At 66.1% G+C, this 24,089-nt stretch carries 22 protein-coding genes; 9 read left to right on the forward strand and 13 right to left on the reverse strand.

Annotated elements, in window-relative coordinates:
- Nucleotide 1: 1 nt before the first annotated feature.
- The 7 genes from FQV39_RS14495 to FQV39_RS14525 all read right to left on the reverse strand — a co-directional run bounded on the left by FQV39_RS14495 (nt 2) and on the right by FQV39_RS14525 (nt 6,299).
- Entirely contained in the window at nt 2–523 is a 522-nt protein-coding gene (locus tag FQV39_RS14495; RefSeq protein ID WP_187640290.1) for a FixH family protein, read from the reverse strand.
- A 20-nt stretch (nt 524–543) separates the two neighbouring features.
- On the reverse strand, nt 544–1,998 hold the full coding sequence (ccoG, locus tag FQV39_RS14500) for a cytochrome c oxidase accessory protein CcoG (protein ID WP_149130939.1): 1,455 nt from the start codon (nt 1,996–1,998) through the stop codon (nt 544–546).
- Between the two features lies 1 nt (nt 1,999).
- On the reverse strand, nt 2,000–2,899 hold the full coding sequence (gene ccoP, locus FQV39_RS14505; protein WP_149130940.1) for a cytochrome-c oxidase, cbb3-type subunit III: 900 nt from the start codon (nt 2,897–2,899) through the stop codon (nt 2,000–2,002).
- Nucleotides 2,900–2,902: 3 nt separating this feature from the next.
- On the reverse strand, nt 2,903–3,058 hold the full coding sequence (locus tag FQV39_RS14510) for a cbb3-type cytochrome oxidase subunit 3 (protein ID WP_149130941.1): 156 nt from the start codon (nt 3,056–3,058) through the stop codon (nt 2,903–2,905).
- Nucleotides 3,059–3,069: 11 nt separating this feature from the next.
- Entirely contained in the window at nt 3,070–3,834 is a 765-nt protein-coding gene (gene ccoO / locus FQV39_RS14515; protein ID WP_149130942.1) for a cytochrome-c oxidase, cbb3-type subunit II, read from the reverse strand.
- Between the two features lie 12 nt (nt 3,835–3,846).
- A complete protein-coding gene (gene ccoN / locus FQV39_RS14520) occupies nt 3,847–5,469 on the reverse strand; it encodes a cytochrome-c oxidase, cbb3-type subunit I (RefSeq protein WP_149133851.1) in 1,623 nt (540 codons plus the stop codon).
- Between the two features lie 173 nt (nt 5,470–5,642).
- The gene (locus FQV39_RS14525; RefSeq protein ID WP_149130943.1) at nt 5,643–6,299 is read right to left on the reverse strand and encodes a helix-turn-helix domain-containing protein; all 657 of its coding nucleotides are present in this window, start codon (nt 6,297–6,299) and stop codon (nt 5,643–5,645) included.
- A gap of 217 nt (nt 6,300–6,516) precedes the next feature.
- Here FQV39_RS14525 and FQV39_RS14530 point away from each other — a divergent pair, with 217 nt between their 5' ends.
- Nucleotides 6,517–6,990 (forward strand): hypothetical protein, encoded by a 474-nt coding sequence (locus tag FQV39_RS14530; protein ID WP_149130944.1) that lies wholly within the window; start codon nt 6,517–6,519, stop codon nt 6,988–6,990.
- Between the two features lie 50 nt (nt 6,991–7,040).
- Here the strand turns inward: FQV39_RS14530 and pcaF are convergent, their stop codons facing one another.
- The 6 genes from pcaF to FQV39_RS14560 all read right to left on the reverse strand — a co-directional run bounded on the left by pcaF (nt 7,041) and on the right by FQV39_RS14560 (nt 13,902).
- A complete protein-coding gene (pcaF, locus tag FQV39_RS14535; RefSeq protein ID WP_149130945.1) occupies nt 7,041–8,249 on the reverse strand; it encodes a 3-oxoadipyl-CoA thiolase in 1,209 nt (402 codons plus the stop codon).
- A gap of 123 nt (nt 8,250–8,372) precedes the next feature.
- Nucleotides 8,373–9,290: a dihydrodipicolinate synthase family protein gene (locus FQV39_RS14540; RefSeq protein WP_149130946.1), complete on the reverse strand. Its 918-nt coding sequence runs from the start codon at nt 9,288–9,290 to the stop codon at nt 8,373–8,375.
- 52 nt (nt 9,291–9,342) lie between these two features.
- A complete protein-coding gene (locus FQV39_RS14545; protein ID WP_149130947.1) occupies nt 9,343–10,854 on the reverse strand; it encodes a tripartite tricarboxylate transporter permease in 1,512 nt (503 codons plus the stop codon).
- Nucleotides 10,855–11,139: 285 nt separating this feature from the next.
- Nucleotides 11,140–11,628, reverse strand: a complete 489-nt coding sequence (locus FQV39_RS14550) for a tripartite tricarboxylate transporter TctB family protein (RefSeq protein ID WP_248313371.1) — start codon at nt 11,626–11,628, stop codon at nt 11,140–11,142.
- Between the two features lie 170 nt (nt 11,629–11,798).
- Nucleotides 11,799–12,794: a Bug family tripartite tricarboxylate transporter substrate binding protein gene (locus FQV39_RS14555; RefSeq protein WP_149130949.1), complete on the reverse strand. Its 996-nt coding sequence runs from the start codon at nt 12,792–12,794 to the stop codon at nt 11,799–11,801.
- 73 nt (nt 12,795–12,867) lie between these two features.
- Entirely contained in the window at nt 12,868–13,902 is a 1,035-nt protein-coding gene (locus FQV39_RS14560; protein ID WP_149130950.1) for a 4-hydroxythreonine-4-phosphate dehydrogenase PdxA, read from the reverse strand.
- A 154-nt stretch (nt 13,903–14,056) separates the two neighbouring features.
- On the opposite strand from FQV39_RS14560, the gene FQV39_RS14565 reads away from it, so the two are divergent.
- The 8 genes from FQV39_RS14565 to FQV39_RS14600 all read left to right on the forward strand — a co-directional run bounded on the left by FQV39_RS14565 (nt 14,057) and on the right by FQV39_RS14600 (nt 24,027).
- On the forward strand, nt 14,057–15,448 hold the full coding sequence (locus FQV39_RS14565) for an NAD(P)H-dependent oxidoreductase (protein WP_149130951.1): 1,392 nt from the start codon (nt 14,057–14,059) through the stop codon (nt 15,446–15,448).
- 52 nt (nt 15,449–15,500) lie between these two features.
- On the forward strand, nt 15,501–16,166 hold the full coding sequence (locus FQV39_RS14570; RefSeq protein WP_149130952.1) for a GntR family transcriptional regulator: 666 nt from the start codon (nt 15,501–15,503) through the stop codon (nt 16,164–16,166).
- Nucleotides 16,167–16,415: 249 nt separating this feature from the next.
- A complete protein-coding gene (locus FQV39_RS14575; RefSeq protein ID WP_149130953.1) occupies nt 16,416–18,008 on the forward strand; it encodes an ABC transporter substrate-binding protein in 1,593 nt (530 codons plus the stop codon).
- Between the two features lie 149 nt (nt 18,009–18,157).
- Nucleotides 18,158–19,774: an ABC transporter substrate-binding protein gene (locus FQV39_RS14580; protein ID WP_149130954.1), complete on the forward strand. Its 1,617-nt coding sequence runs from the start codon at nt 18,158–18,160 to the stop codon at nt 19,772–19,774.
- Between the two features lie 286 nt (nt 19,775–20,060).
- Nucleotides 20,061–21,071, forward strand: coding sequence for an ABC transporter permease subunit (locus tag FQV39_RS14585; protein WP_149130955.1), 1,011 nt, complete (start codon nt 20,061–20,063; stop codon nt 21,069–21,071).
- Between the two features lie 40 nt (nt 21,072–21,111).
- Nucleotides 21,112–22,023, forward strand: a complete 912-nt coding sequence (locus FQV39_RS14590) for an ABC transporter permease subunit (RefSeq protein WP_149130956.1) — start codon at nt 21,112–21,114, stop codon at nt 22,021–22,023.
- A 4-nt stretch (nt 22,024–22,027) separates the two neighbouring features.
- Complete coding sequence (locus tag FQV39_RS14595) at nt 22,028–23,050, forward strand: ABC transporter ATP-binding protein (RefSeq protein ID WP_149130957.1); 1,023 nt, start codon at nt 22,028–22,030, stop codon at nt 23,048–23,050.
- Complete coding sequence (locus FQV39_RS14600) at nt 23,047–24,027, forward strand: peptide ABC transporter ATP-binding protein (RefSeq protein ID WP_149130958.1); 981 nt, start codon at nt 23,047–23,049, stop codon at nt 24,025–24,027. Before FQV39_RS14595 ends, FQV39_RS14600 begins: the two co-directional genes overlap by 4 nt.
- The last annotated feature ends 62 nt before the right edge of the window (nt 24,028–24,089 follow it).

A 24,089-nucleotide genomic window follows, 5' to 3' on the forward strand; every position in this document is an offset into this window, starting at 1 on the left:
CTCACTTCTCCGGCAGGGTGATGCGACTGCGCGAGACGAAGACGACCTCCTCGCCCCGCCGCGCCTGCAGTTCGAGGATCCAGGAACCGGCCTCGATGCGGTCGAAGCGCGCCTCGTAGCGTCCCGGCTGGTGCTCGCCCAGCGCGACGTCCCGGTCGCGCGCGGAGGTAGCGGGGTGGCGCAGCCGCGCCGTCGCCGTAAAGCCGGAGAGCGGCTGGCCGAGGCGGTCCGCCAGCGTCACGCCGAGTGCCGCCCCCTCGCCCTGCCTTGCGAGCGTGGCCGCGGCGCTCCAGCCGCGCGCATCGCGCTCGTGCTGGCGCGCGATCTCCTCGTTGAAGTGCTGGCTGTCCTCATAGGCGCTGCGGGTCTCGACCCCCGGCATGGTCCGCAGCGCCACCGTCATGATCGTCGCATTGACCGAGATGATGACGCCGAAGAACAGCACCAGCATCGCGGCAACCATGCGCCCGGTGAGTTGGAAAGGACGGCGCGGACGCGGGGCGGCGGGGGTGTCGCAGGACATCAGGAAAACTCCGCAGCAGCTCATGGTTTGCCTCCGCGCGCCATGAAGTGATCGGTCGCATGCACGGTTTCCCCGGCGAAGAGATCCGAGGCCGTGATGGTGATGGGCTGAGACGCCTCGAGCGGCACGCCGGCCGGCACGGTGACGAGGACACGCACCTCACGCGAGGAATCCGGGTCGACGGCCACGACCGGCCGCAGATCGGCAGTGGGAGCGACCCCGACCGCGTCGATGCGGATGCCCGGCAGACCGTCCACGGTGAGCGCGAAGGGGCGGACCTCCGGGCGCTTGTTGAGCAGGCGGACAGCATAGGCGTTGCGGATCGAGCCGTCGCTCAGCGTCACGAAGAGCGGCGCGCGCTCGTGCAGCACCGAGATATCGGCGGTGCGACGTGTCGCGAGCTGCCAGATCATGGCCCCGCCGACGACGAGGATCAGCGCCGCATAGATCAGCGTGCGCGTCCGCAGCGGGCGGTAGACGGGAGGCTTTCCGGCCATGCGCCGCTTGACGTTGATCTCGGTGTCATAGGCGATCAGCCGCTTGGGGCGGTCGATCTTGGTCATGACGGTGTCGCAGGCGTCGATGCACAGGCCGCACTGGATGCAGTCGAGCTGGGCGCCCTCGCGAATGTCGATGCCGACCGGGCAGACGGCGACGCATTGATGGCAGTCGATGCAGTCGCCGGCCGGCGCGCCCTGCGCCTTGAGCTTCTGCGCCTGCTTGACCGAGACGCGCGGCTCGCCGCGATCGTAGCGATAGGTGACGTTGAGCGCCTCATCGTCGGTCAGGGCCGCCTGGATGCGCGGCCAGGGGCACATGAACTTGCAGACCTGCTCGCGCATGATGCCGGCGAGCGAATAGGTGGTGAAGGTCAGGATCGCGATCCAGACATAGGCCGAGATCGGCGCGGTGAAAGTCGCAAGCTCACGCACCAGCGTGGGTGCATCGGCGAAATAGAGGACCCAGGCGCCACCGGTCCACCAGGCGATGACGAGCCAGACCGCGTGCTTGGCGCTCTTGCGCCAGAGCTTGTCGATAGTCCAGGGCGCCTCGTCGCGACGCATGCGCTCGCGCCGGTCGCCCTCGAAGAAGCGCTCGACGGCGAGAAAAAGGTCGGTCCAGACCGTCTGCGGGCAGAGATAGCCGCACCACACCCGGCCTGCGACGGCATTCATCAGGAACAGGGCGAAGGCCGCCATGATCAGCAGGCCGGTGAAGTAGTAGACCTCCTGCGGCCAGATCTCGATGAAGAAGAAGTAGAAGCGGTTATTGGCGAGATCGGCCAGCACCGCCTGGTTCGGCAGATGCGGGCCGCGATCCCAGCGCAGGAACGGCAGCAGGTAGTAGATGCCGAGGCAAAGGAACAGGATGAGCCACTTCGCGCGCCGGTACGGGCCGGAGACGCTCTGCGGATAGACCTTCCGCGACGCCGCGAAGAGCGGGATGTCGTCGGGATCGGCCTCGGCCGTACTCACGCTACTGCCCTCCCCCCAGCGAATGAACGTAGACGGTCAGCGCCTTCAGCGTCGTCTCGTCGAGGCGACCGCCCCAGGCCGGCATCACGCCGCCCCGGCTGTTGGTGATGGTCTCGGTCAGCGAGGCCACGTCCATGCCGTAGAGGCTGATCGCGTCGGTAAGGTTGGGCGCGCCCATCTCCTGGTTGCCCTTAGCCGCAGGGCCATGGCAGGCGGCGCAGTTGTCGGCGAAGAGCTTGCGCCCGAGCGCCAGGTTCGCCTTCGGCTCGGTCGACAGGCCGGCGAGCTCTCGGACATGGTTGGCGACGGCGTTGATCTCGTCGCGCTTGAGCATGCCGTCGCGGCCGAAGGCCGGCATCTGGCTGACCCGCGTTTCGTCATGGCCGGCGACGCGGACGCCATGGCGCAGCGTCTGCATGATCGCGTCGAGCGAACCGCCCCAGAGCCAGTCGTCATCGTTCAGATTGGGATAGCCCTTGCCCCCGGCACCGCCGACGCCGTGGCAGGCGGCGCAATTGTCGCCGAAGGCGGCCTTGCCCTGCGCCATCGCGATCTGGAACAGCGTCGGATCGGCCTTGATCTGGGCCGGCGTGGCGTCGGCCATGCCGGCGGCCAGCGCGGCGCGCTGGGCCTTGAGCTCGTTCATCTGCACGGTGATGTCCGAGCGGGTGGCATAGCCGAACACGCCCCTGGTGGCGTCGGTCAACAGCGGCCAGGCCGGGTAGACGATCCAGTAGCCGAAGGACCAGATGATGGTGGCGTAGAAAATGCCGAGCCACCAGCGCGGCAGAGGCGTGTTGAGCTCGCGGATGCCGTCCCATTCATGGCCGGTCGTGGCCTGGCCGGTGACGGCGTCGATATGGGCCGCGTGGATCTTGGGGACGTCGTGGTGCTGGTCCATCGTTCAGTCCTCGCGCAGCGGATTGAGCGCGGCTTCCTCGAAGCGGGCGCGGTTCTTCGGCCAGAAGGCGTAGAGGCAGACGCCGAGGAAGACGGCGACGAAGTAAAGGAGGCCGACGGACTGGGCGAAGCCGGCGAGCCAGTGATAGGTCGATTGCATCGTCGTCTCGCTCAGCGGATGTTGGCCTTGTCGTCGTAGAGCTTGAAGTCGACCAGCGTGCCGAGCGCCTGCAGATAGGCGATCAGGGCGTCGGCTTCGGTGATGCGCTGCGGGTCGCCGTCGAAATCGCGCGACTGCACCCGCGGATAGCGCTTCTCCAGGTCGGACTGGCCGGGATGCTCGGGCGTCGCCTGCGCCTTCAGGTCGCTCTGCGCCTGCGCGATCATGTCGTCGGTATAGGGTACGCCGCCGGCGCGGTTGGCGCGGAGCTCATCGGCGACGTCGCTAAAGGCGAGCTCGGTCTTCGCCAGGAAAGGATAACCCGGCATGATCGACTGAGGCACGACGGCGCGCGGCTCGGCGAGATGCGCCCGCTGCCATTCGTCGGAATACTTGCCGCCGACGCGGGCGAGGTCAGGCCCGGTGCGCTTGGAGCCCCACTGGAAGGGCTTGTCGTACATGCTCTCGGCCGCGAGCGAGTAATGCCCGTAGCGCTCGACCTCGTCGCGCAGCGGCCGTATCATCTGGCTGTGGCAGTTGTAGCAGCCCTCGCGGACATAGATCGCGCGGCCGGCGAGCTCGAGCGGGGTGTAGGGACGCATGCCCTGCACGGTCTCGATCGTGTTCTTCAGGTAGAAGAGCGGGGCGATCTCGACGAGACCGCCGACCGAGATCACCAGCAGCACGCCGATGACCAGGATGATCGAGTTGGTCTCGAAGATCTTGTGCTTGGCCCAGAGCGACCGGCGCGCGGGCTTGTGTTCGATGCTCGTCATTCCGGGAACTCCTCAGACGGCCATGGCCAGCGGCGCCGGCGCCTCGTCGGAGCGCGGCATCTCGGCCGCGCTTTCGGAGCGCACGGTCATCCAGAGGTTGAAGGCCATGATCAGCGCGCCGATCAGGAACAGGGCACCGCCCATCGCGCGGATCACATAGAAGGGGTGCATCGCCGCGACGGTCTCGATGAACGAGTATTCGAGGAAGCCGAGCGAGGTATAGGCGCGCCACATCAGGCCCTGGAGGATGCCGGAGACCCACATCGCCGAGATGTAGAAGACGATGCCGAGCGTCGAGATCCAGAAGTGCCAGCTCACCAGCTTGAGCGAATAGAGCCCCTTGCGGTTCCACAGCCAGGGCACGAGGCAGTAGATCGCGCCGAAGGAGATGTAGGCGACCCAGCCGAGCGCGCCGGAATGGACGTGGCCGATGGTCCAGTCGGTGTAGTGCGACAGGCCGTTGACTGCCTTGATCGACATCAGCGGCCCCTCGAAGGTCGACATGCCGTAGAAGGCGAGCGAGACCACCATCATCCGCAGCACGGGGTCGGTGCGCAGCCGGTCCCAGGCGCCCGAAAGGGTCATTATGCCGTTGATCATGCCACCCCAGGAGGGCATCCACAGCATGATCGAGAAGGTCATGCCCAGCGTCTGCGCCCAGTCGGGCAGCGCGGTGTAGTGGAGATGGTGGGGGCCCGCCCAGATGTAGATGAAGATCAGGGCCCAGAAATGGATGATCGAGAGCCGGTAGCTGTAGATCGGCCGCTCCGCGCGCTTCGGCACGAAGTAGTACACGATCGCGAGGAAGCCGGCGGTCAGGAAGAAGCCGACCGCGTTATGGCCGTACCACCACTGGAACATCGCATCCTGCACGCCCGACCAGAGGCCGTAGGACTTCGGCGACAGGATCGAGACCGGCACGGCGACGTTGTTGCCGATATGCAGGACGGCGATGGTCAGGATGAAGCCGAGATAGAACCAGTTCGCCACATAGATATGCGGCTCCTTGCGCTTCATCACCGTGCCGAGGAAGACCAGCAGGTAGACGACCCAGACGATGGTCAGCCAGAGGTCGGCATACCATTCCGGCTCGGCGTATTCCTTGCCCTGGGTGATGCCCAGCAGATAGCCGGTGCCGGCGATGACGATAAAGAGGTTGTAGCCGAGGACGACGAACCAGGGCGAAAGCGTGCCCGCCAGGCGCGCGCGACAGGTGCGCTGCACGACGTAGAAGGAGGTGCCGATCAGCACGTTGCCGCCGAAGGCGAAGATCACCGCCGAGGTGTGGAGCGGCCGCATCCGGCCGAAATTGATCCAGGGCAGATCGAAGTTGAGATCGGGGAAAGCCAGCTGGGAGGCGATGAGCAGCCCGACCGTGAAGCCGGCGATGCCCCAGACCATGGAGGCCACGGTCGCGAACTTGACCGGACCCATGTTGTAGTTCGGCTTGCCGTCGATCTCTTGCGGCTGGACCGCAGGCGAGTCGTCGAAGCAGCGGTTCGCGATCAGGATGACGCTGGCGGCAGCCGCCACGACGCCGATCATGGCGTGGAAGGCGTAGCCGGAATTCTCAGTCAGTGCCGCGATCAAGATCAGCGGCAGCACGCAGGCCGCTGCGATCAGCATGCCGATCATTTCGCCGACAGTCGCCTGCCTGACAGGGCTTGCCGTTGCCGTCACATTCGACTCCCGCTTCGTCGCCGGCGCATGAGCGCGCCATGAGAGGCAGGCTTAGCGAGCGGCCAGGAGCCGGGCGTTGATTCAGGTCAAGGGGAGCAGGCGGAAGGTTGCGGCGATAGGGCGCAGGCTCAGGCCGCGACCATGCTCATCCGCTCGGGGTTCATCACGCGCACGCCGCCCGGCACGATCAGAATCGTCTTATCCTTGGCGAGGCGGGTGAAGGTGCGGCTGACGGTCTCGATGGTCAGGCCAAGGAAGTCCGCGATGTCCTGCCGCGTCATCGGCAGCGGCACCGTGACCGAGGGCTTGCCGAGCCGCGCCCAGCGCTGCTGCATGCCGAGCAGGAAGCAGATCAGCTTCTCCTCAGCCGTGCGCCGGCCAAGCAGCATCATCTGCTCATGCGCCAGCGTGAGTTCATGCGTGGCGAACTCGTGGAGACGCTTCAGCAGATGCGGCTTGGCGTCGACCAGCGCCGTATAGGCGCCGCGCGAGAAGGCGCAGACCGCCACATCGCCAATCGCATCGGCCGAGAAGCCATAGGCATCGCGCATGGCAAGCCCGAGGAAATCCCCCGGCAGGGCGAAGCCGACGACCTGACGGCGACCGTCCGACAGCAGCTTGTAGAGGCGCACCACGCCAGCCGTGACATTGTAGACGGAGTGGGCCTCGCGCCCCTGCGTGAACAGCGTCTCACCGGAAGAGAAATGGGTGGGGTGCGCCAGGGATTCGAGCAGCGCCAGCTCATCGTCGGAGAGCGACGCACAGACGCTCACCAGGCGAACCATGCAGTTGCGGCAGTTGCCTTCGCCGCGGTTCGCAGCGCTACAGGCCGAAGGGTGACAGTTCACGATCGCATCTTCCCGCTTGTCGGAACGACCATAGCCGAGGCGAACAGGGCCACAAAGCACGCTTGCTACCGCAGCCGGCGAAATTGATCCAGATCAATGCGACAACATGGCCCCCGCAACCACCGTGCACCCCTGAAATTCGGGAGAGCCGCACGTGACCGGCGATGACATCTTCGAGGTCGCGCGCATCGCGCCGGCCGGAGCCGACGCCGTATACGGCCTCGTCGCCATGCTGCATCCGGAGGTGACGCCCGACGGCTGGGCCGCCTTCGTGCGCGAGCATTCGCGGGACGGGGCGCGGCCGCGCGGCGTCTTTGCGCTGCGCGATGCGCGCGGCATGCCGCATGCCCTGTTCACCTTCCGCGTCGCGCAGACGATCGAGGGGGGGACCGCGTTGGAAATCTCCGAACTTGCGATGCTGCGCCTGCCCGGGACGCATCTGGTCGATGCGATGCTGCGCTTCGCCAACCAGCTCGCTGTCGAGCTCGAGCTGCCGCGGATCGCGATCTCGCTGGAGCGTTCGGCCGCCTGGCCGCAGGACCGCGACGCGCTGCAGCGCTCGGGCTTCCAGGTCGACCGGGTGATGGTTCTGGGGCGGGCTCGCATGGAGCCCGCACGCTGGAATTGACCTGTCTCAATTCGGCGGAGCGCGGCTTCAGAGGGCGCTAAACCGGCCGGTCAGACCCGCTCCAGTGCGATGGCGATGCCCTGGCCGACGCCGATGCACATGGTGGCGAGCGCGCGCTGCTTGCCGGTCAGCGACAGTTCGAGCGCGGCCGTGCCGGCGATGCGGGCGCCGGACATGCCGAGTGGATGGCCGAGCGCGATCGCGCCGCCATTCGGGTTCACATGCGCCCCGTCCTCCGCGATGCCGAGCTCGCGCAGCACGGCGATGCCCTGGCTGGCGAAGGCCTCGTTGAGCTCGACCACGTCGAAATCGATCGGCTTCAGGCCCAGGCGCTCGCAGAGCCTGCGCGTCGCCGGGATCGGCCCCAGCCCCATCACCCGCGGCGCGACTCCACCCGCCGCACCACCGACGACGCGCACCAGCGGGGTCAGGCCATATTTGGCCGCGGCCTTCTCCGACGCGATGATCAGCGCCGCGGCACCGTCATTGACGCCGGATGCATTGCCGGCGGTAACGGTGCCGCCTTCCTTGCGGAAGGGTGTCGGCAGCTTGGCCAGCTTCTCCAGCGTGGTGTCGCCGCGCGGATGCTCGTCGATCTCGACACGGATCGGATCGCCCTTCCGCTGCGGGATCACGACCGGCACGATCTCCTTGCCAAGCCGGCCGTTCTGCTGCGCGGCGACAGCCTTCAGCTGCGAGCGCAGCGCGAAGGCGTCCTGATCGGCGCGGCTGACATTGCAATCGGCCGCGACGTTCTCGCCGGTCTCCGGCATGGAATCGACGCCGTACTGCGCCTTCATCAGCGGGTTGATGAAGCGCCAGCCGATGGTGGTGTCGTGGATCTCGGCATGGCGCGAGAAGGCGCTGTCGGCCTTCGGCAGCACGAAGGGCGCGCGCGACATGCTCTCGACGCCGCCGGCGATCATCAGTTCGGCCTCGCCCGCCCTGATCGCGCGCGCCGCCGTGATGACGGCGTCCATGCCCGATCCGCAAAGCCGGTTGATCGTCGTGCCCGGCACCTCCTTGGGCAGGCCTGCGAGCAGCAGCGACATGCGCGCGACGTTGCGGTTGTCCTCGCCCGCCTGATTGGCACAGCCGAAGATCACATCGTCGACCGCGCCGAAATCGACGCCTGAATGGCGCTCTACCAGGGCCTTTAGCGGCACGGCGCCGAGATCATCCGCGCGCACCGAGGACAGCGAGCCGCCGAAGCGGCCGATCGGCGTGCGGACATAGCCGCAGATGAAAGCTTCGCTCATCGTCGGGAACTTCCCCTGTGTCGCCGTGCACCAGGCCCGGCCGTCAGTCGGGTGTTCTCGCCGTCCCTCCCGGCTTTGTAAAGACGAAGCGGCGCGCGCCGGGCCCGCGCCGCCCGCCTCGTCTCACTTGCCCCAGCGCAGCGCCAACGGATCGAGCTCGCGAGCGAGCTCGATCAGCCCCTCGCGGGTCTTCGGATGCAGCGGGGTCAGCGGATGGCGGACGGCTTCCGACCTGATGACGCCGCCCTCCTTCATCACCGCCTTGGCCGAGCGCAGGCCGCATTGCCGGTTCTCGTAATTGATGATCGGCAGGACGCGGGCATAGAGCGCCGCCGCCTGCTTGCGGTCCCCAGCGGCATGCGCGGCCAGGATCGGCTTGATCAGGTCCGGGATCATCGCCGATGTCATCGTGCCGGTGGCGCCGGCGTCGAGATCGGCCATCAGTGTGATCGCCTCCTCGCCATCGAAGGGGCCGACGACGGCCGCGCCGCCCGCCTCGATCAGCGCGCGCAGCTTGTTGGCCGTGCCGGGAACCTCGATCTTGAAGTAGCGGACGAGCGGCACCTCCTTCGCCAGCCTGATCATGAAGGGCACGGTCATGGTGACGCCGGAGAGCGGCGCGTCCTGCAGGATGATTGGAATACCGCAGGCATCAGCGACGGCCTTGAAGTGCTCGATCATGCCCTGCTCGTCGGCCTTGAGCAGCGCGCCGTGATAGGGCGGCATCATCATCAGCATCTTGGCGCCGGCCTCGGCCGCAGCCTTGGCGCGGGCCGCGGCGATGCGCGTCGAAAAATGCGAGGTCGTGACGATGACCGGGACGCGGCCGGCGACCTGCTCGATCGAGAGCCGCATCACCTGATCTCGCTCCTCGTCGGTGAGCAGGAACTGCTCCGAGAAGTTGGCGAGGATGCAGATGCCGTCGACGCCCTGATCGACCATCAGGTCCATGACGCGCTTGTTGCCCTCGCTATCGAGGTCGCCATTGTCGTGGAAGATGGTCGGCGCGATCGGCAGAATGCCCTTGTAGGGTTCGGTCATAGCGTCATCTCGCATGGCGGACAGGGTGGGATTCGAACAGGTGGTACGGCCGTCAGACGGTGCTGGCGGCCCTGGTGCCGCGCAGGCGGCGGGCGACGCTGCCGACGAGCGGCAGCACCAGCAGTGCGAGCCCGATCGTCATCAAAGTCGAGACCAACGGGTTTGACCAGAAGATCGAGAGCGAGCCCTGGCTGAAGATCATCGACTGGCGGAAAGCGTCCTCGGCCTTGTCGCCGATGACCATGGCGAGCACCAGCGGCGCAATCGGATAGTCGAGCTTCTTGAAGACGTAGCCGACCAATCCGAAGATCAGCGCGAGCCAGATGTCGAATTCCTTGCTCGCGGCGGTGTAGGCGCCGATGAAGCAGATCACCACGATGATCGGCCCGATGATCGAGAAGGGGATGCGCAGGATCGAGGCGAAGAGCGGCACCGTCGCCAGCACGATCACCACTGCGACGACATTGCCGAGATACATCGAGGCGATCAGGCCCCAGACGAAATCCGGCCGGTCGGTGAAGAGCGTCGGGCCGGGATTGAGGCCCCAGATCATCAGGCCGCCCATCATCACCGCCGCCGTCGCCGAGCCGGGGATGCCGAGCGCCAGCATCGGCAGCATGGCGGAGGAGCCGGCGGCATGGTCGGCCGTCTCCGGCGCGATCACGCCCTCGGGCTCGCCCTTGCCGAACTTCGCGGGGTGGCGCGAGGAGCGCTTCGCCATGGCGTAGCTCATGAAGGAGGCCGCGGTCGGCCCGCCGGGCGTGATGCCCATCCAGATGCCGATCAGCGAGGAGCGCAGCAAAGCGAGCCAGTAGCGCGGCAGCTTCGCGGCGGTGCGCAGCACATCGCTGATGCGGACCTTGGCGGCGACACCCTCGAACCGCAGCCCCTCCTCCATGGTCAGCAGCAATTCGCCAATGCCGAAGAGGCCGATGACCGCGATCAGGAAGCTGACGCCGGCGAGCAGCACGTCGAACTCGAAGGTGAGGCGGACATTGCCCGAGACCGAGTCCATGCCGATGGTGGCGAGCGCGAAGCCGATCGCCATCGACACCACCGTCTTGAAGGGCGAGGCGCCGCCGAGCCCGATGAAGCTCGCGAAGGTCATGAAGTAGACGGCGAAATACTCGGGCGATGAGAAGCGCAGCGCGAATTTCGCGACCCAGCCGGAGAGCAGCGTGATCAGGATGACACCGGCCATGGCGCCGAAGCCGGCGGAGAGAAAGGCGAAGGAGAGCGCTTCGGTCGCCTTGCCCTGCTTGGCCATGGGGTGGCCGTCGAAGGTCGTGGCCACGGATGAGGGCTCGCCGGGGATGTTGAACAGGATCGAGGTGGTCGAGCCACCGAAGAGCGCGCCCCAATAGAGCGAGGTCAGCAGGATGATCGCCGAGACCGGGTCCATCGAGAAGGTCAACGGCAGCAGCAGCGAAACGCCGTTGGGAGCGCCGAGCCCCGGCAGCACGCCGACGAGCACGCCGAGGAGCACGCCCGCCATCATCAGCAGGATATGATGCGTGGTGAGCGCGACCGAGAAGCCGTGCATCAGGTTGGCGACGTTGTCCATGCGCGGTTCCCTGCCGGCTTAGAGGCTGTTAGTGACCATGAACAAGATCTGGGCGTCGGCGATTTTGCCCGAATGCCAGGAGCTTGGCGCGGCCAAGCCTTGCGGTTTGGCCGCGACGAGTGACACCGCAGTCGGGCAAAAGCGCCACGCCGCTTTGCGGTGAGGTGAAACCGTCCGACTGCTGCGTCGCATCGCTTGCCGATGCTGCAGTATGGGCTGCGCAATGCTCCTGGCATTCGGACGGTTTGACCTCACCCAGACCTTGTTCATGGTCACTAACAGCCTCTAAAGGCCGATGAGCGGCTCGATCGGGCCCTTGAGCAGGCCGATCTGGAAGAATTTTTCGAGAGCGAAGTAGAAGAACGCCGCCGTCGCGAAGGCCGTGACAAGGCTCGGCAGCCAGCCATATCGACCCTGGAAGCGCATCGCGAAGACGAGATAGAGGATCGTCGCGACATACATGCCGAGCGTGGCGCTCAGCACGACGAAGGCGGTGAGCGGCAACAGAAAGGCGAGCACGCGCTTGCCGCGCTCGGCGTCGAGGAAAGCTTCGGCGAGCGCCGCCTTGCCGGAGACGCGCTGGCCCACCGTCATCGCCAGCGTGCCCAGGCTCGCCAGCGCGATCAGCGCTCCTGCATAGAAAGGAAAGGCGCCGGGCTGCGGCCCAGACGAATCCCAGCCGATGCCGAATTCCAGCGAGCCCTTCACGATAACGAGCCCGAAGACGAGCGTCAGGATCGCCGTCGCGATTTCAGCCCAGAAGCGGGTGATCATGCGGTGGGTTCCTCTTGTCGGAGCGCTCGGAAAGCACCGCGTCATTCCGGACGCAGCGAAGCGGAGATCCGGAATCCATCATCGGGCGCAGCGGCCTTCGATGGATCCCGGGGCGGCCGAGGGCCGCCCGGGATGACGGACAGGTTCGGTATCCTATTCGACCGGGGGCCTTACTTGGCGACCCAGCCTTCGTTCTCGAAGACCTTCTTGTTCGCGGCCTCGTCCTTGGCGACGAAATCGGCGAGCTCCTTGCCCTTCATGAACTTGCCGGTCTGGGCGGTGCGCTGCACGAATTCCTGCCATTCCGGCGTCTTGGAGACCTTCTCCAGCAGGTCGGCGTAGTAGGAGACGGCATCGGCCGGTACGTCGGCCGGCAGCCAGACGGTGCGCGGCATCTGGAAGGTCTCGAGCGGCAGGCCGGCCTCCTTGCAGGTCGGGATGTCGCCCCAGCCCTTGCCCTCGAAGACCGGATCGCTCTTGGCGAGCCGGACCGGCGAGAAGACGCAGAGCGGCTTGACCTGCCCGGCCTTCCACTGGCCGATGTTCTCGTTCGGGTTGTTGGTATTGGAGTCGATGTGGCCGCCGGCGAGCTGGACCGCCGCGGCGCTGCCACCCTGGAACGGCACGTAGATCCACTTCGCGCCGGTTGCGTCCTGGATCATCGAGGTCAGGGTCTGGTCAGTGTCCTTGGACTGGCTGCCGCCCATCTTGAAGCCCATGGGCTTCGCCTTCACCGCCTCGATATAGCTCTTGGCATCGGCATAGGGCGCATCGCCCTTGACCCAGATCAGGAACTCGTCGAGCGCGAGAGCCGCAACCGGCGTCAGGTCCGAGAACTTGTAGCCGAGCTTGGCGACATAGGGCAGCAGATAGGCGTTGTTGGTGCCGAAGATGACGCGGTTAGGATCGCCCTTGGCGCCCTTGCCGTAGACATAGCCCTCGGCGCCGGAGCCGCCGCCCTTGTTCACCACCACGATCGGCTGCTCGGTGAATTTGTGCTTGGTGATGATCGACTGGATGACGCGGGCGAAATTGTCGGTGCCACCGCCCGCGCCCGAGGTCACGACGAACTCGATCGGCTTGGTCGGCTCCCAGGCCTGCGCCGCACCGATGCCGCCGAGCGCAAGCGCGCCGGCGAGCACGGCCGAGATGGCAATGGTCTTCATGGTGATATTTCTCCCTAGGATTTGGATTTTGTGATGCCGCTCTTATTGGCGGCTTCATTGAAACCGGCTGAAGTCAGGCCGCAGCGCGTGCCCTGGCCTTTCCGTCCTGAGCCATCTTGATGGCGAGCGAGAGCGCGGCGCGGGTAGCGCCGAGATTGGCGATGCCCTTGCCGGCGATCTCATAGGCGGTGCCATGGGCCGGCGTGCAGATCGGGAAAGGGAAGCCGCCGATCAGGGTAACGCCGCGATCAAAGCCGATCAGCTTCATCGCGATCTGGCCCTGGTCGTGATACATTGTGAGCACGGCGTCGAAATCGCCGTTCTTCGCCCTCAGGAAGACGGTATCGGACGGGAACGGCCCCTCGACGGTGAAGCCCTTGGCCTTGGCCGCGGCGACTGCCGGCTCGATCGTCTCGATCTCGTCACGGCCGAAATTGCCGCCGTCGCCGGCATGCGGGTTGATGCCCGCGACCGCGATGCGCGGCGGGTTGAAGCCGGCCGCCCGCAGATTGGCGTCCGCCAGCGTCAGCGCGCGCAGGATGCGCTCCTGGGTGATGTTCTTCGCTACCTCGGACAGCGGGATATGCGAGGTGACGCGGGCGTTCCAGAGCTTGTCCAGAATGTTGAACTCACTCGCCGCCCCGTCGAAGCCGATGGCGTCGCGCACGAAGCGGATCTCGTCGTCATAGCCCGGATAGGCGAAGCGCATCGCCGCCTTGTTGAAGGGCGTGAAGAACACCGCATCGGCCTTGCCGGAGGCGGCGAACTGCAGCGCACGACGGAAATTCTCGGTCGCAGCCTTGCCGCCGGCGAGCGTCGCCTTGCCGCGCTGGAGATCGGCCGGATCGTGGTTGGCGAGGTCGACGAAGACGGGCTTGTCGCCGAGCGGCAGTGCATCGCCATCCTTCACGACTTGAACCTGCGGATCGGCACCGCCGTCCTCGATGCCGAGATCGAGGAGCCGCTTGTCGCCGAACACGACATAACGCGCCGCCGCCCTGAGATCGGCCTCGGAGAGAATCCGCGCCGTCAGCTCCGGGCTGATGCCCGAAGGATCGCCCATCGCCACGGCGATTACCGGCAGGGCCTCATTCATCCGCTCGTTCATGGCCGCACTCCGCTGCCCAGCATGTCTTGTCGGCCTCTTCGCTAACACAGGCATTCCGCCGCCTCAAGTATGCTGTATGCAGCATAACGGGATTGCTGTAGTCATCGCCAAAAGCGCGGACCACGCCGTCATCGGCCGCGCCGGGAGGAGAGCGATGAATTTCCACGCGCATTACGCCGGGATCACCGAACCGGTCGAAACCTGCCTCGTTGGCAGCGGCAGCTTCGGCCGCAGCTATCTGGCGCAGTCGCGCCGCACGCGGCTGGTCAATGCGCGCATCGCCGTGGACATGACCGCGGAGGCCGCTGGGCGTGCGTTCACGGCCGCCGGCTTTGCGCCTACCGAGATCGCCCTTTGCGAGACGGCAGCCGAGGCGCGTATGGCGTGGGACAGCGGCAAATGCGTCGCGGCGGCCAGCCTCGACATCGTCCTCGGGCTGCCCTTCCAGCTCCTCGTCGAAGCGACCGGCAGCCCGGAAGCGGCGACCCACCACAGCCTCGCGGCGATCGATGCCAAGCATCATGTCGCGCTGGTCTCAAAGGAGGCCGACAGCGTCGTCGGGCCGGGGCTCGCGCGCCTTGCCCGCGAGAAGGGTGTGGTGGTGACGCCGGTCGACGGCGACCAGCCGAGCCTGCTGATTGCGCTGGCGAGCTGGGCCGAGGTGCTCGGCCTCGAAATCATCGCGGCCGGCAAGTCGAGCGAATACGACTTCGTCCTCGACGCAGCTGCAGGCAATGTCACCTGCAATGGCGTAACCCGCTCGCTGCCGGCGCTGCGCGAGCATTGGCTGCCCGGCTCGCGCTCGATCGTCGCCAACGCGGCGGAACGCGCGCGCGTTCTCGGCGAGGCCTTCCCGCTGCGAGCTGTGCCCGATCTCTGCGAGATGACGCTGGTCGCCAACGCGCTCGGCTTCTCGGCCGATACCGCCGGCTTCCACGCGCCGTCGGCGCGCATCCCGGAGCTCGCCGACCTCTTTGCAGAGCGCAGCGAAGGCGGGCTGATGAGCGGAACGCGCCGCATCGACGTCTTCCACCATCTGCGGCTCAAGGAAGAGGCAAGCTTTGCCGGCGGCGTCTTCATCGTCGTGCGCTGCGACAATGCCGAAACCTGGGAGATGCTCGCCGGCAAAGGCCATGTCGTCAGCCGCAGCGGCCGGACGGCGGCGCTCTATCTGCCGCGCCACCTGCTGGGCGTGGAAGTCGCCACCTCCATCCTCGACGCCGCCGGCCTCGGCCGCTCCGGCTATGGCGAGGATTATCGGCCGCGGCAGGATCTCGTCGCGGTGGCCCAGCGCGATCTCCCAGCCGGCACGGTGCTGAAAATGGGCGGGCATCATCACAGCATCGACGGCATCGGAGCCGAGGTGCGCCCCGCTGCCACCCTCGCGGACAACCGCCCTGCCCCGTTCTATCTCGTCGCCGACCGGCCGCTCGCGCGCGCCGTCAAGGCCGGCGAGGCGATCCGGCTCGGCGATGTCGAGATCGCCGAGGATTCCGGCCTGCTGGCGATGCGCCACCGCCAGGACGCGCTCTTCGCCGCCGTTTGACAGCGACGAAGCCGCATGCCGTAACGGAGTAGCCGAGAACAATGGAGCAGCGATGAGCGAGACCGCGGCCGATTTCCCCCGGATCACGCGGCGGACCTTGCATGACGAGGTCCTTGAGCGTGTGCGCGACATGATCATCGAGGGGCTGCTCGCCCCCGGTCAGCGCATCAACGAGGGGCTTGTCGGCGCGCAGCTCGGCGTCTCGCGGACGCCCCTGCGCGAAGCGATCAAGACGCTCGCTAGCGAGGGGCTCGTCGAGATTCTGCCGGCCAAGGGCGCCGTAGTCCGCAAGTTCTCGGCGCGCGACCTCGCCGATATCCTCGAAGTCATCAAGAGCCTGGAGCAGCTCGGCGGCCGCATCGCCTGTGCCCAGGCCAGCGACGCCACGATCGAAGCGATCCACAAGATGCACCGGGAGATGCTGGCGCTCTATGCGACGCGCGACCGGCTCGACTATTTCAAGCTGAACCAGGCCATTCACAGCGCCATCGTCGCGGCCTCCGGCAATGCGGTGCTGCTGGAGATGCACACCACGCTGCAGTCGCGCATCAAGCGGTTGCGCTTCGTCGGCAATGAAGGCCCCGAGAAATGGGCGGGCGCCGTCGCCGAGCACGAGGAGATGATGGCGGCGCTGCTCAAGCGCGACGCCGACGCTCTCTCCGAGGCGATCGGCCGCCATATGGATACCACCTTGGTGAGGGTGCGCGAGGTGCTCTAGCCACCCGGGGCCAAAGACCCGTCTCGCGCTCTGCAGCACCTCTTTTCCAAGGGATGCGGAGCGTATCGCGCAATCGTTTACCCTCCCCTCTGCGGCTCACGAAATGCCCGCGGAGACGACTATTCGCGCCCCTCGACTTTCAATAAGCTGTTGACAAGGCGGCTCGGGGAATTCCGCCCAGGAAGCTTCCGATACAACGGGGCCATCATCCGCCCGCAGCGGCGGAGAGAGGCGTTCAAGGAGACATCCATGAAGAAAATTCTGTTAGCGACGCTGTCGGCCTCGGCGCTGATGGCGGCGCAGCCCCTCATGGCGAAGACGCTGGTCTATTGCTCCGAGGGCAGCCCTGAGAACTTCGCGCCGAGCGTGAACACGACCGGCACCTCCTTCGACGCGAACACCCAGATCTACGACACCATCGTCCAGTTCGAGCGTGGCGGCACCAAGGTCCAGCCAGCGCTCGCCGAGAAATGGGACATCTCGCCGGACGGCCTGACCTACACCTTCCACCTGCGCAAGGGCGTGAAGTGGCATTCGAACAAGACCTTCAAGCCCTTGCGCGACTTCAACGCCGACGACGTCATGTTCATGATCGAGCGGCAGTGGAAGGAAGACCACCCGTTCTTCAAGGTGACGAGTTCGAACCACTCCTACTTCAACGACATGGGCATGCCCAAGCTCTTGAAGTCGGTCGAGAAGGTCGATGACTACACGGTGAAGTTCACGCTGAACCAGCCGGAGGCGCCGTTCCTCTCCGACCTCGCCATGCAGTACGCCAGCGTGCAGTCGAAGGAATATGCCGATGCGATGCTGAAGGCGGGGACGCCCGAGAAGCTCGATCAGGACCCGATCGGCACCGGCGCGTTCTATCTGGTGCAGTACCAGAAGGACGCGATCATCCGCTACAAGGCCTTCCCGGAGTACTGGGCCGGCAAGGCCAAGATCGACGACCTCGTCTTCGCGATCACGCCGGACGCCTCGGTGCGCTGGGCCAAGCTGCAGAAGGGCGAATGCCATGTCATGCCCTATCCGAACCCGGCCGATCTCGACGCGATGAAGAAGGACGCCAATGTCCAGATCCTAGAGCAACCGGGTCTGAACATCGGCTACCTCGCCTACAACACCACCAAGAGGCCCTTCGACGACGTCAAGGTGCGCCGCGCCGTCAACAAGGCGATCAACAAGAAGGCGATCATCGACGCGGTCTATCTCTCCAGCGGCATTGCTGCGGTGAACCCGATCCCCCCGTCGATGTGGTCCTACAACGAGACCATCAAGGACGACCCCTATGATCCGGAGGCGGCCAAAAAGGAGCTGGCCGAGGCCGGCTATCCGAACGGGCTCGAGATCGATCTCTGGGCGATGCCGGTGCAGCGCCCCTACAACCCGAATGCCAAGCGCATCGCCGAGCTGATGCAGGCGGACCTCGCCAAGGTCGGCGTCAAGGCCGAGATCAAGAGCTTCGAATGGGGCGAGTACCGCAAGCGTATGCAGGCGGGCGAGCACCAGACGGGCATGCTCGGCTGGACCGGCGACAACGGCGATCCGGACAACTTCCTGCACACGCTGCTGGGCTGCGACTCCGCCAAGACCAACGGCTCGAACGTGGCCAAGTTCTGCTACAAGCCGTTCGAGGATCTGGTCGTGAAGGCGAAGACCGTCACCGACCAGGCCGAGCGCGAGAAGCTCTACCGGCAGGCGCAGGTGGTGTTCAAGGAGCAGTCGCCCTGGTTCACCATCGCGCATGCGGTGCAGCTGAAGCCCGTCCGCAAGGAAGTGAAGGACTTCAAGCTCTCGCCGTTCAGCCGCCACGTCTTCTACGGCGTCGACATCGGCAACTGAGCTAAAGCGCCAGCCGCGCCCCGTCCTGGCGCGGCTGATGCTTGCCAATCGACGCGGCCCCACCGGGGCCGCGTTTCGGGAGGCGGAGACGATGGGGCACGACGCCCCGCGCCCGATCCGTCTCCCCGCCTGTCCCGAGAGAAACGCCCATGTCCGTTCGTGCCCGCTCCTTCGCTCTGACGCTGGGGCTGAGTGCCTTTTTGCTGCCTGCCGTCGCCAGCGCCCAGGCGCTCGTCGTCTGCTCCGAAGCCAGCCCCGATTTCCTGAACCCGCAATTCAGCAGCCAGAACACCGCTTATGACGTGGCGGCGCAGATCTATGAGCGGCTGACGGCGACGGAACGCGGTGGCTCGCAGATCATCCCGAGCCTCGCCGAGTCGTGGACGATCTCCGATGACGCGCTGACCTACACCTTCAAGCTGCGCAAGGGCGTGAAGTGGCACGCCAGCAAGACCTTCACGCCGACGCGCGAGTTCAACGCCGACGACGTGGTCTTCTCCTTCGAGCGGATGTTCGATGCGAACAGCCCATACAACAAGGTCGGCAGCGGCAATTACCAGTTCTTCAGCGAGATCGTGAAGCCGAGCCTGAAGTCGATCGAGAAGGTCGACGACTACACGGTCAAGCTGACGCTGACCAAGCCGAACGCGCCGCTGCTTTCCGCGCTCTCCGTCGAGCCGATGTCGATCCTCTCTGCGGAGTATGCGGCCGCGATGCTGAAGGCCGGCACGCCGGAGCAGATCGATTTCGCGCCGATCGGCACCGGTCCCTTCTCGCTGCTCTCCTACCAGAAGGACGCGATCATCCGCTTCAAGGCGGTGCCGGAGCACTGGACCAAGGCCGTCGGCAACCGCGACCGCATGGCGCTGGTCAACGACCTGATCTTCGTGATCACGCCCGATGCCGCCGTGCGCTTCGCCAAGGTGCGCTCGGGCGAATGCCAGATCGCGCGCTACCCCAATCCCGGTGACCTGCCGGCGATGAAGACCGAGCCCACCGTCAACCTGCTGCAGGGCAGCATCGCCGACCAGAGCTTCCTCGCCTTCAATCAGCAGAAAAAGCCGTTTGGCGACAAGCGGGTGCGCGAGGCGCTGGCCTATGCCACCAACATCGCCGCCATCATCGACGCGGTCTATCAGGGCACCGGCAACCCCGCGGCTGCTGCGGTTCCGCCCTCGCTCTGGTCGCATCACGCCGACCTCAAGCCGCGCCCCTATGATCCGGAGAAGGCCAAGGCGCTGCTGGCCGAAGCGGGATATCCGAACGGTTTCGAGACGGTGCTATGGGCGATTCCCGTCGTGCGCGCCTATATGCCGAACGGCCGGCGCGCAGCCGAGCTGATCCAGGCCGACTGGGCCAGGATCGGCGTCAAGGCGACGATCCAGACCTTCGAATGGGGCGAGTACCTCAAGCGCGGCCGGGCCGGCGAGCACGAGGTCGGCATGTTCGGCTACACCTGGGATTATCCCGACCCGAGCCAGATCCTGCTCTCGGGCTGGACCTGCGAGGGCGTGAAGACCGGCGCCAACCGAGCCCGCTGGTGCAACCAGGAAGCGTCCGACGCGCTGGCCAAGGCCAACACCATCACCGATCAGGGCGAACGCACCAAGCTCTACAAGCGTTTCCAGGAGCTGTTCCACGAGGATGTCGCGGGGTTGCTCTTCGCCAATGCGCAGGCTTTCACGCCGGTGCGCAAGGAAGTGAAGGACTACAAGATCCACTTCTTCGGCGGACAGCCGTTCTACGGTGTATCGATCGCCAAGTGATGGCAGACGATCAATAATTATAGATGCCGATGGAGCATTCATTGCTTCGTCGGCACTCAGGCTTTTCCTATTGTTGCGTTGATCGCTGCGGAAATTTCCGAGTCTTTCGCCCAGCAAAAGAGTCAGAACCGCCCACCACCGCCGTGATCCACGGTTTTTGTCATCGCGTTCTTGATCTTTCGTGGATTCTGGTGTTTCCGCTGCGCCGGAATTCAAACTCGACTAAAATGACAAGACAGGCCGCCGCGCAGGACGACATGCCCGGGCCGACAAGAATGGCAGAACCATGCTGCGCTTCATCTTCACCCGGCTGAGCCTGGTCATCCCGACCTTCATCGGCATCACGCTGCTGGCCTTCTTCCTGGTGCGGCTCGTGCCGGGCGACCCGATCGAGACCATGGCCGGCGAGCGCGGCATCGACGCGGCCCGCCATGCCCAGCTCCTCACGGAATACGGCCTCGACCGGCCGCTGCTCGTCCAATACGGCAAATATATCGAGCGTGTCGTGCAGGGCGATCTCGGCAAGTCGATCGTGACGCGCGAGAACGTACTGACCGAATTCAGCCAGCTCTTCCCGGCCACCATCGAGCTCGCGCTCTGCGCCATCCTGATCGCGCTCATCATCGGTCTGCCGGCCGGCATCATCGCGGCGGTGAAGCGGAATTCGATCTTCGACCATGGCGTGATGGGCATCTCGCTGACCGGCTATTCCATGCCGATCTTCTGGTGGGGCCTGCTGCTGATCCTGCTGTTCTCGGTGCAGCTTGGCATCACCCCGGTCTCGGGCCGCATCGCGGTGCAGTACTTCATCGAGCCGGTCACCGGCTTCCTCACCATCGACAGCCTGCTTGCCGGCGACATCGACGCCTTTTGGTCGGCGCTCTCCCACCTCATCCTGCCGGCGATCGTGCTCGGCACCGTGCCGCTCGCGGTCATCGCCCGCATGACGCGTTCGGCGATGCTCGAGGTGCTCGGCGAGGACTATATCCGCACGGCGCGGGCCAAGGGCATGGCGCCGATCCGCGTCGTCGCGCTGCATGCGCTGCGCAATGCGCTGATCCCGGTCGTCACCGTCATCGGCCTGCAGGTCGGCACGCTCTTCACCGGCGCGATCCTGACCGAGACGATCTTCTCCTGGCCCGGCGTCGGCAAATGGCTGATCGAGGCGATCAGCCGGCGCGACTACCCGGTCCTGCAAGGCGGAACCCTGCTGCTGGGAATGGTCGTGATGAGCGTCAACCTCTTCGTCGACCTGCTCTACGGCCTGATCAACCCGCGCATCAGGCATGCCAAATGATCCGTCCTTCACATTCCAGCTCCCATCGGAGCCCTCGTCCATGAGCGCAGAAACCCTCGAAGCCCCAGCAGTCGCCGCGCCGAGTGGCACGCCGCCCCATCCGGCGCGCGAGTTCTGGACCTATTTCAGCGCCAATCGCGGCGCCGTTGCGGGCCTGGTCGTCATCGTGCTGGTGCTGCTCTGCGCACTCTTCGCGCCGCTGATCGCACCGCATGAGCCGAACCTGACCAACAACGCGGTCTTCCTGAAGCCGCCGTTCTGGCAGGAGGGCGGCTCGCTCTCCTACCCGCTGGGCACCGATGCCATCGGCCGCGACATCCTCTCGCGCCTGCTCTACGGCGCGCGGCTCTCCCTGGTGATCGGCATCGCGGTCGTGGCGCTCGCCATCGTCGTCGGCATCGTGCTCGGGCTGATCGCCGGCTACTTCAAGGGCATCGCCGATATCGCGATCATGCGGCTGATGGACATCCTGATGACGATGCCGAGCCTGCTGCTCGCCATCGTCATCGTCGCCATCCTCGGCCCCGGCCTGATGAACGCCATGCTCGCCGTCGCCATCGTCGTGCTGCCGCATTATGTCCGCATCACGCGCGCCGCCGTCATCACCGAGGCCAGCAAGGACTATGTCATCGCCGCAAAGGTCAGCGGCGCGCAGACGGTCCGGCTGCTGTTCTCCGAGATCCTGCCGAACTGCGCCGCCCCGCTCATCGTCCAGGCGACGCTCGGTGTCTCGACCGCGATCCTCGACGCCGCCGCGCTCGGCTTCCTCGGCCTCGGCGCCCAGCCACCGACGCCCGAATGGGGCACGATGCTCGCCGACGCCCGCGAATTCGTGCTGCGCGCCTGGTGGGTCGTCACCTTCCCGGGCCTCGCCATCCTCATCACCGTCCTCGCCTTCAACCTTCTCGGTGACGGTCTGCGCGATGCGCTCGACCCCAAACTGAAGCGCTGATCCCATGCCCCTGCTCGAGATCGAAAACCTCAGCGTCGAGTTCCCCACCTCGCAGGGAACTCTGCGCGCCGTCGACCGCATCGACCTTACCCTCGACGAGGGCGAGGTGCTCGGCGTGGTCGGCGAATCCGGCTCCGGCAAGAGCGTCACCATGCTCGCGCTGATGGGCCTCGTCGGCTATCCCGGCCGCGTCCGCGCCGACAGGCTGCGCTTCGACGGCCGCGACCTCCTCACCATGTCCGCCCGCGAGCGCCGCCAGCTCACCGGCAAGGACGTGGCGATGATCTTCCAGGAGCCGAGCACCAGCCTCAATCCCTGCTTCACCATCGGCTTCCAGCTCGCCGAGACGCTGCGCAAGCACGAGCGGATGGACGGCAAGGCCGCCAAGCGCCGGGCGATCGAGCTGCTGGAGCAGGTCGGCATCCCCGCACCGGAAAGCCGCCTCAAGGCCTTTCCGCACCAGCTCTCGGGCGGCATGAACCAGCGCGTGATGATCGCGATGGCGATCGCCTGCAATCCGCGCCTGCTGATCGCCGACGAGCCGACGACGGCGCTCGACGTCACCATCCAGGCGCAGATCCTCGAATTGCTGATGACGCTGCAGCGCGAGCGCGGCATGGCACTCGTCCTGATCACTCACAATATGGGCGTCGTCGCCGAGACGGCGCAGCGCATCATGGTGATGTATGCCGGGCAGATCATGGAGGAGCGCAAGGTCGACGCGCTCTTCGCCGATCCGCAGCATCCCTATTCCGCCGCACTGCTCGCCGCCCTGCCGGAGCGCAGCGAGCATGCAAGCCGTCTCGCCACCATCCCCGGCATGGTGCCGGGTCTGAACGACCGGCCGAAGGGCTGCCTGTTCAGCCCACGTTGCGCCTATGCGACGGAGCACTCCCGCAACGTCCAGCCGGAGCTGCGGCCTTGGGCCGACGGGCGCGTGCGTTGCCATTATCCGCTCGGTGATCCGCAGCGCGACGCCGAACGGGCTCGCGATGAGAGCCGCCTGACGACGGAGGTGACACGATGAGCAACCTTGTCATCGAAGCCCGCGAGCTGACGCAGACCTACCCGGTCAAGCAGGGCTTTTTCCGCCCGCCGGCACAACTGCAGGCGGTGAACAAAGTGTCCTTCTCCGTCGAGGCCGGCCGCACCCTCGCTGTGGTCGGCGAATCCGGTTGCGGAAAGTCGACGCTGGCGCGCATGGCGACGCTGATCGAGACGCCGACCTCGGGCAATCTGACCCTCGACGGGCTCGACGCCGTCAACCCGCCAGCCAGCGAACGCAAGCGCCTGCGCCGCACGGTGCAGCTCGTGTTCCAGAACCCCTATGGCTCGCTCAACCCGCGCAAGAAGGTCGGCACGATCCTCGAGGAGCCGCTGCTGATCAACACCGACCTCTCCAAGGCCGAGCGCACCGAGAAGGCGCGCGCGATGATGGCCAAGGTCGGCCTGCGCCCCGAGCACTACAACCGCTATCCGCACATGTTCTCGGGCGGCCAGCGCCAGCGCATCGCGATCGCCCGCGCGCTGATCCTCTCGCCCAAGCTGCTGGTGGCGGACGAGCCGGTCTCGGCGCTCGACATCTCGATCCAGGCACAGGTGCTGAACCTGCTGGCCGATCTGCAGGAAGAGCTGAAGCTCGCCTATCTCTTCATCTCGCACGACCTCAGCGTCGTCCGGCACATCGCCCATGACGTGATGGTGATGTATCTCGGCAATGCCATCGAGCACGGCCCGAAGGAGCGCATCTACGCCCGCCCGCTGCATCCCTATACCCAGGCGCTGCTCGCCTCGACGCCGCGCGTCGGCGGCGGCAAGCGCGATCGCATCGTGCTGCGCGGCGAATTGCCCTCGCCGCTCAACCCGCCGAAAGGCTGCGTCTTCTCGACACGCTGCCCCTATGTCACCGACCGCTGCCGGACGGAGCGCCCGGAGAAGCGCGAGGTCGACGGCCGGCAGGTCGCTTGCCACTACGCCGAGGACTTCCTCGCCAAGGCGGCGTGATCGCCCCGCTTCGGCAGGCCTTGCCGAAGCGCTCGCCGGCGCGATAGCTCTCGCTGCGCCCG

Source organism: Bosea sp. F3-2, from assembly GCF_008253865.1.
Lineage (GTDB): Bacteria > Pseudomonadota > Alphaproteobacteria > Rhizobiales > Beijerinckiaceae > Allobosea.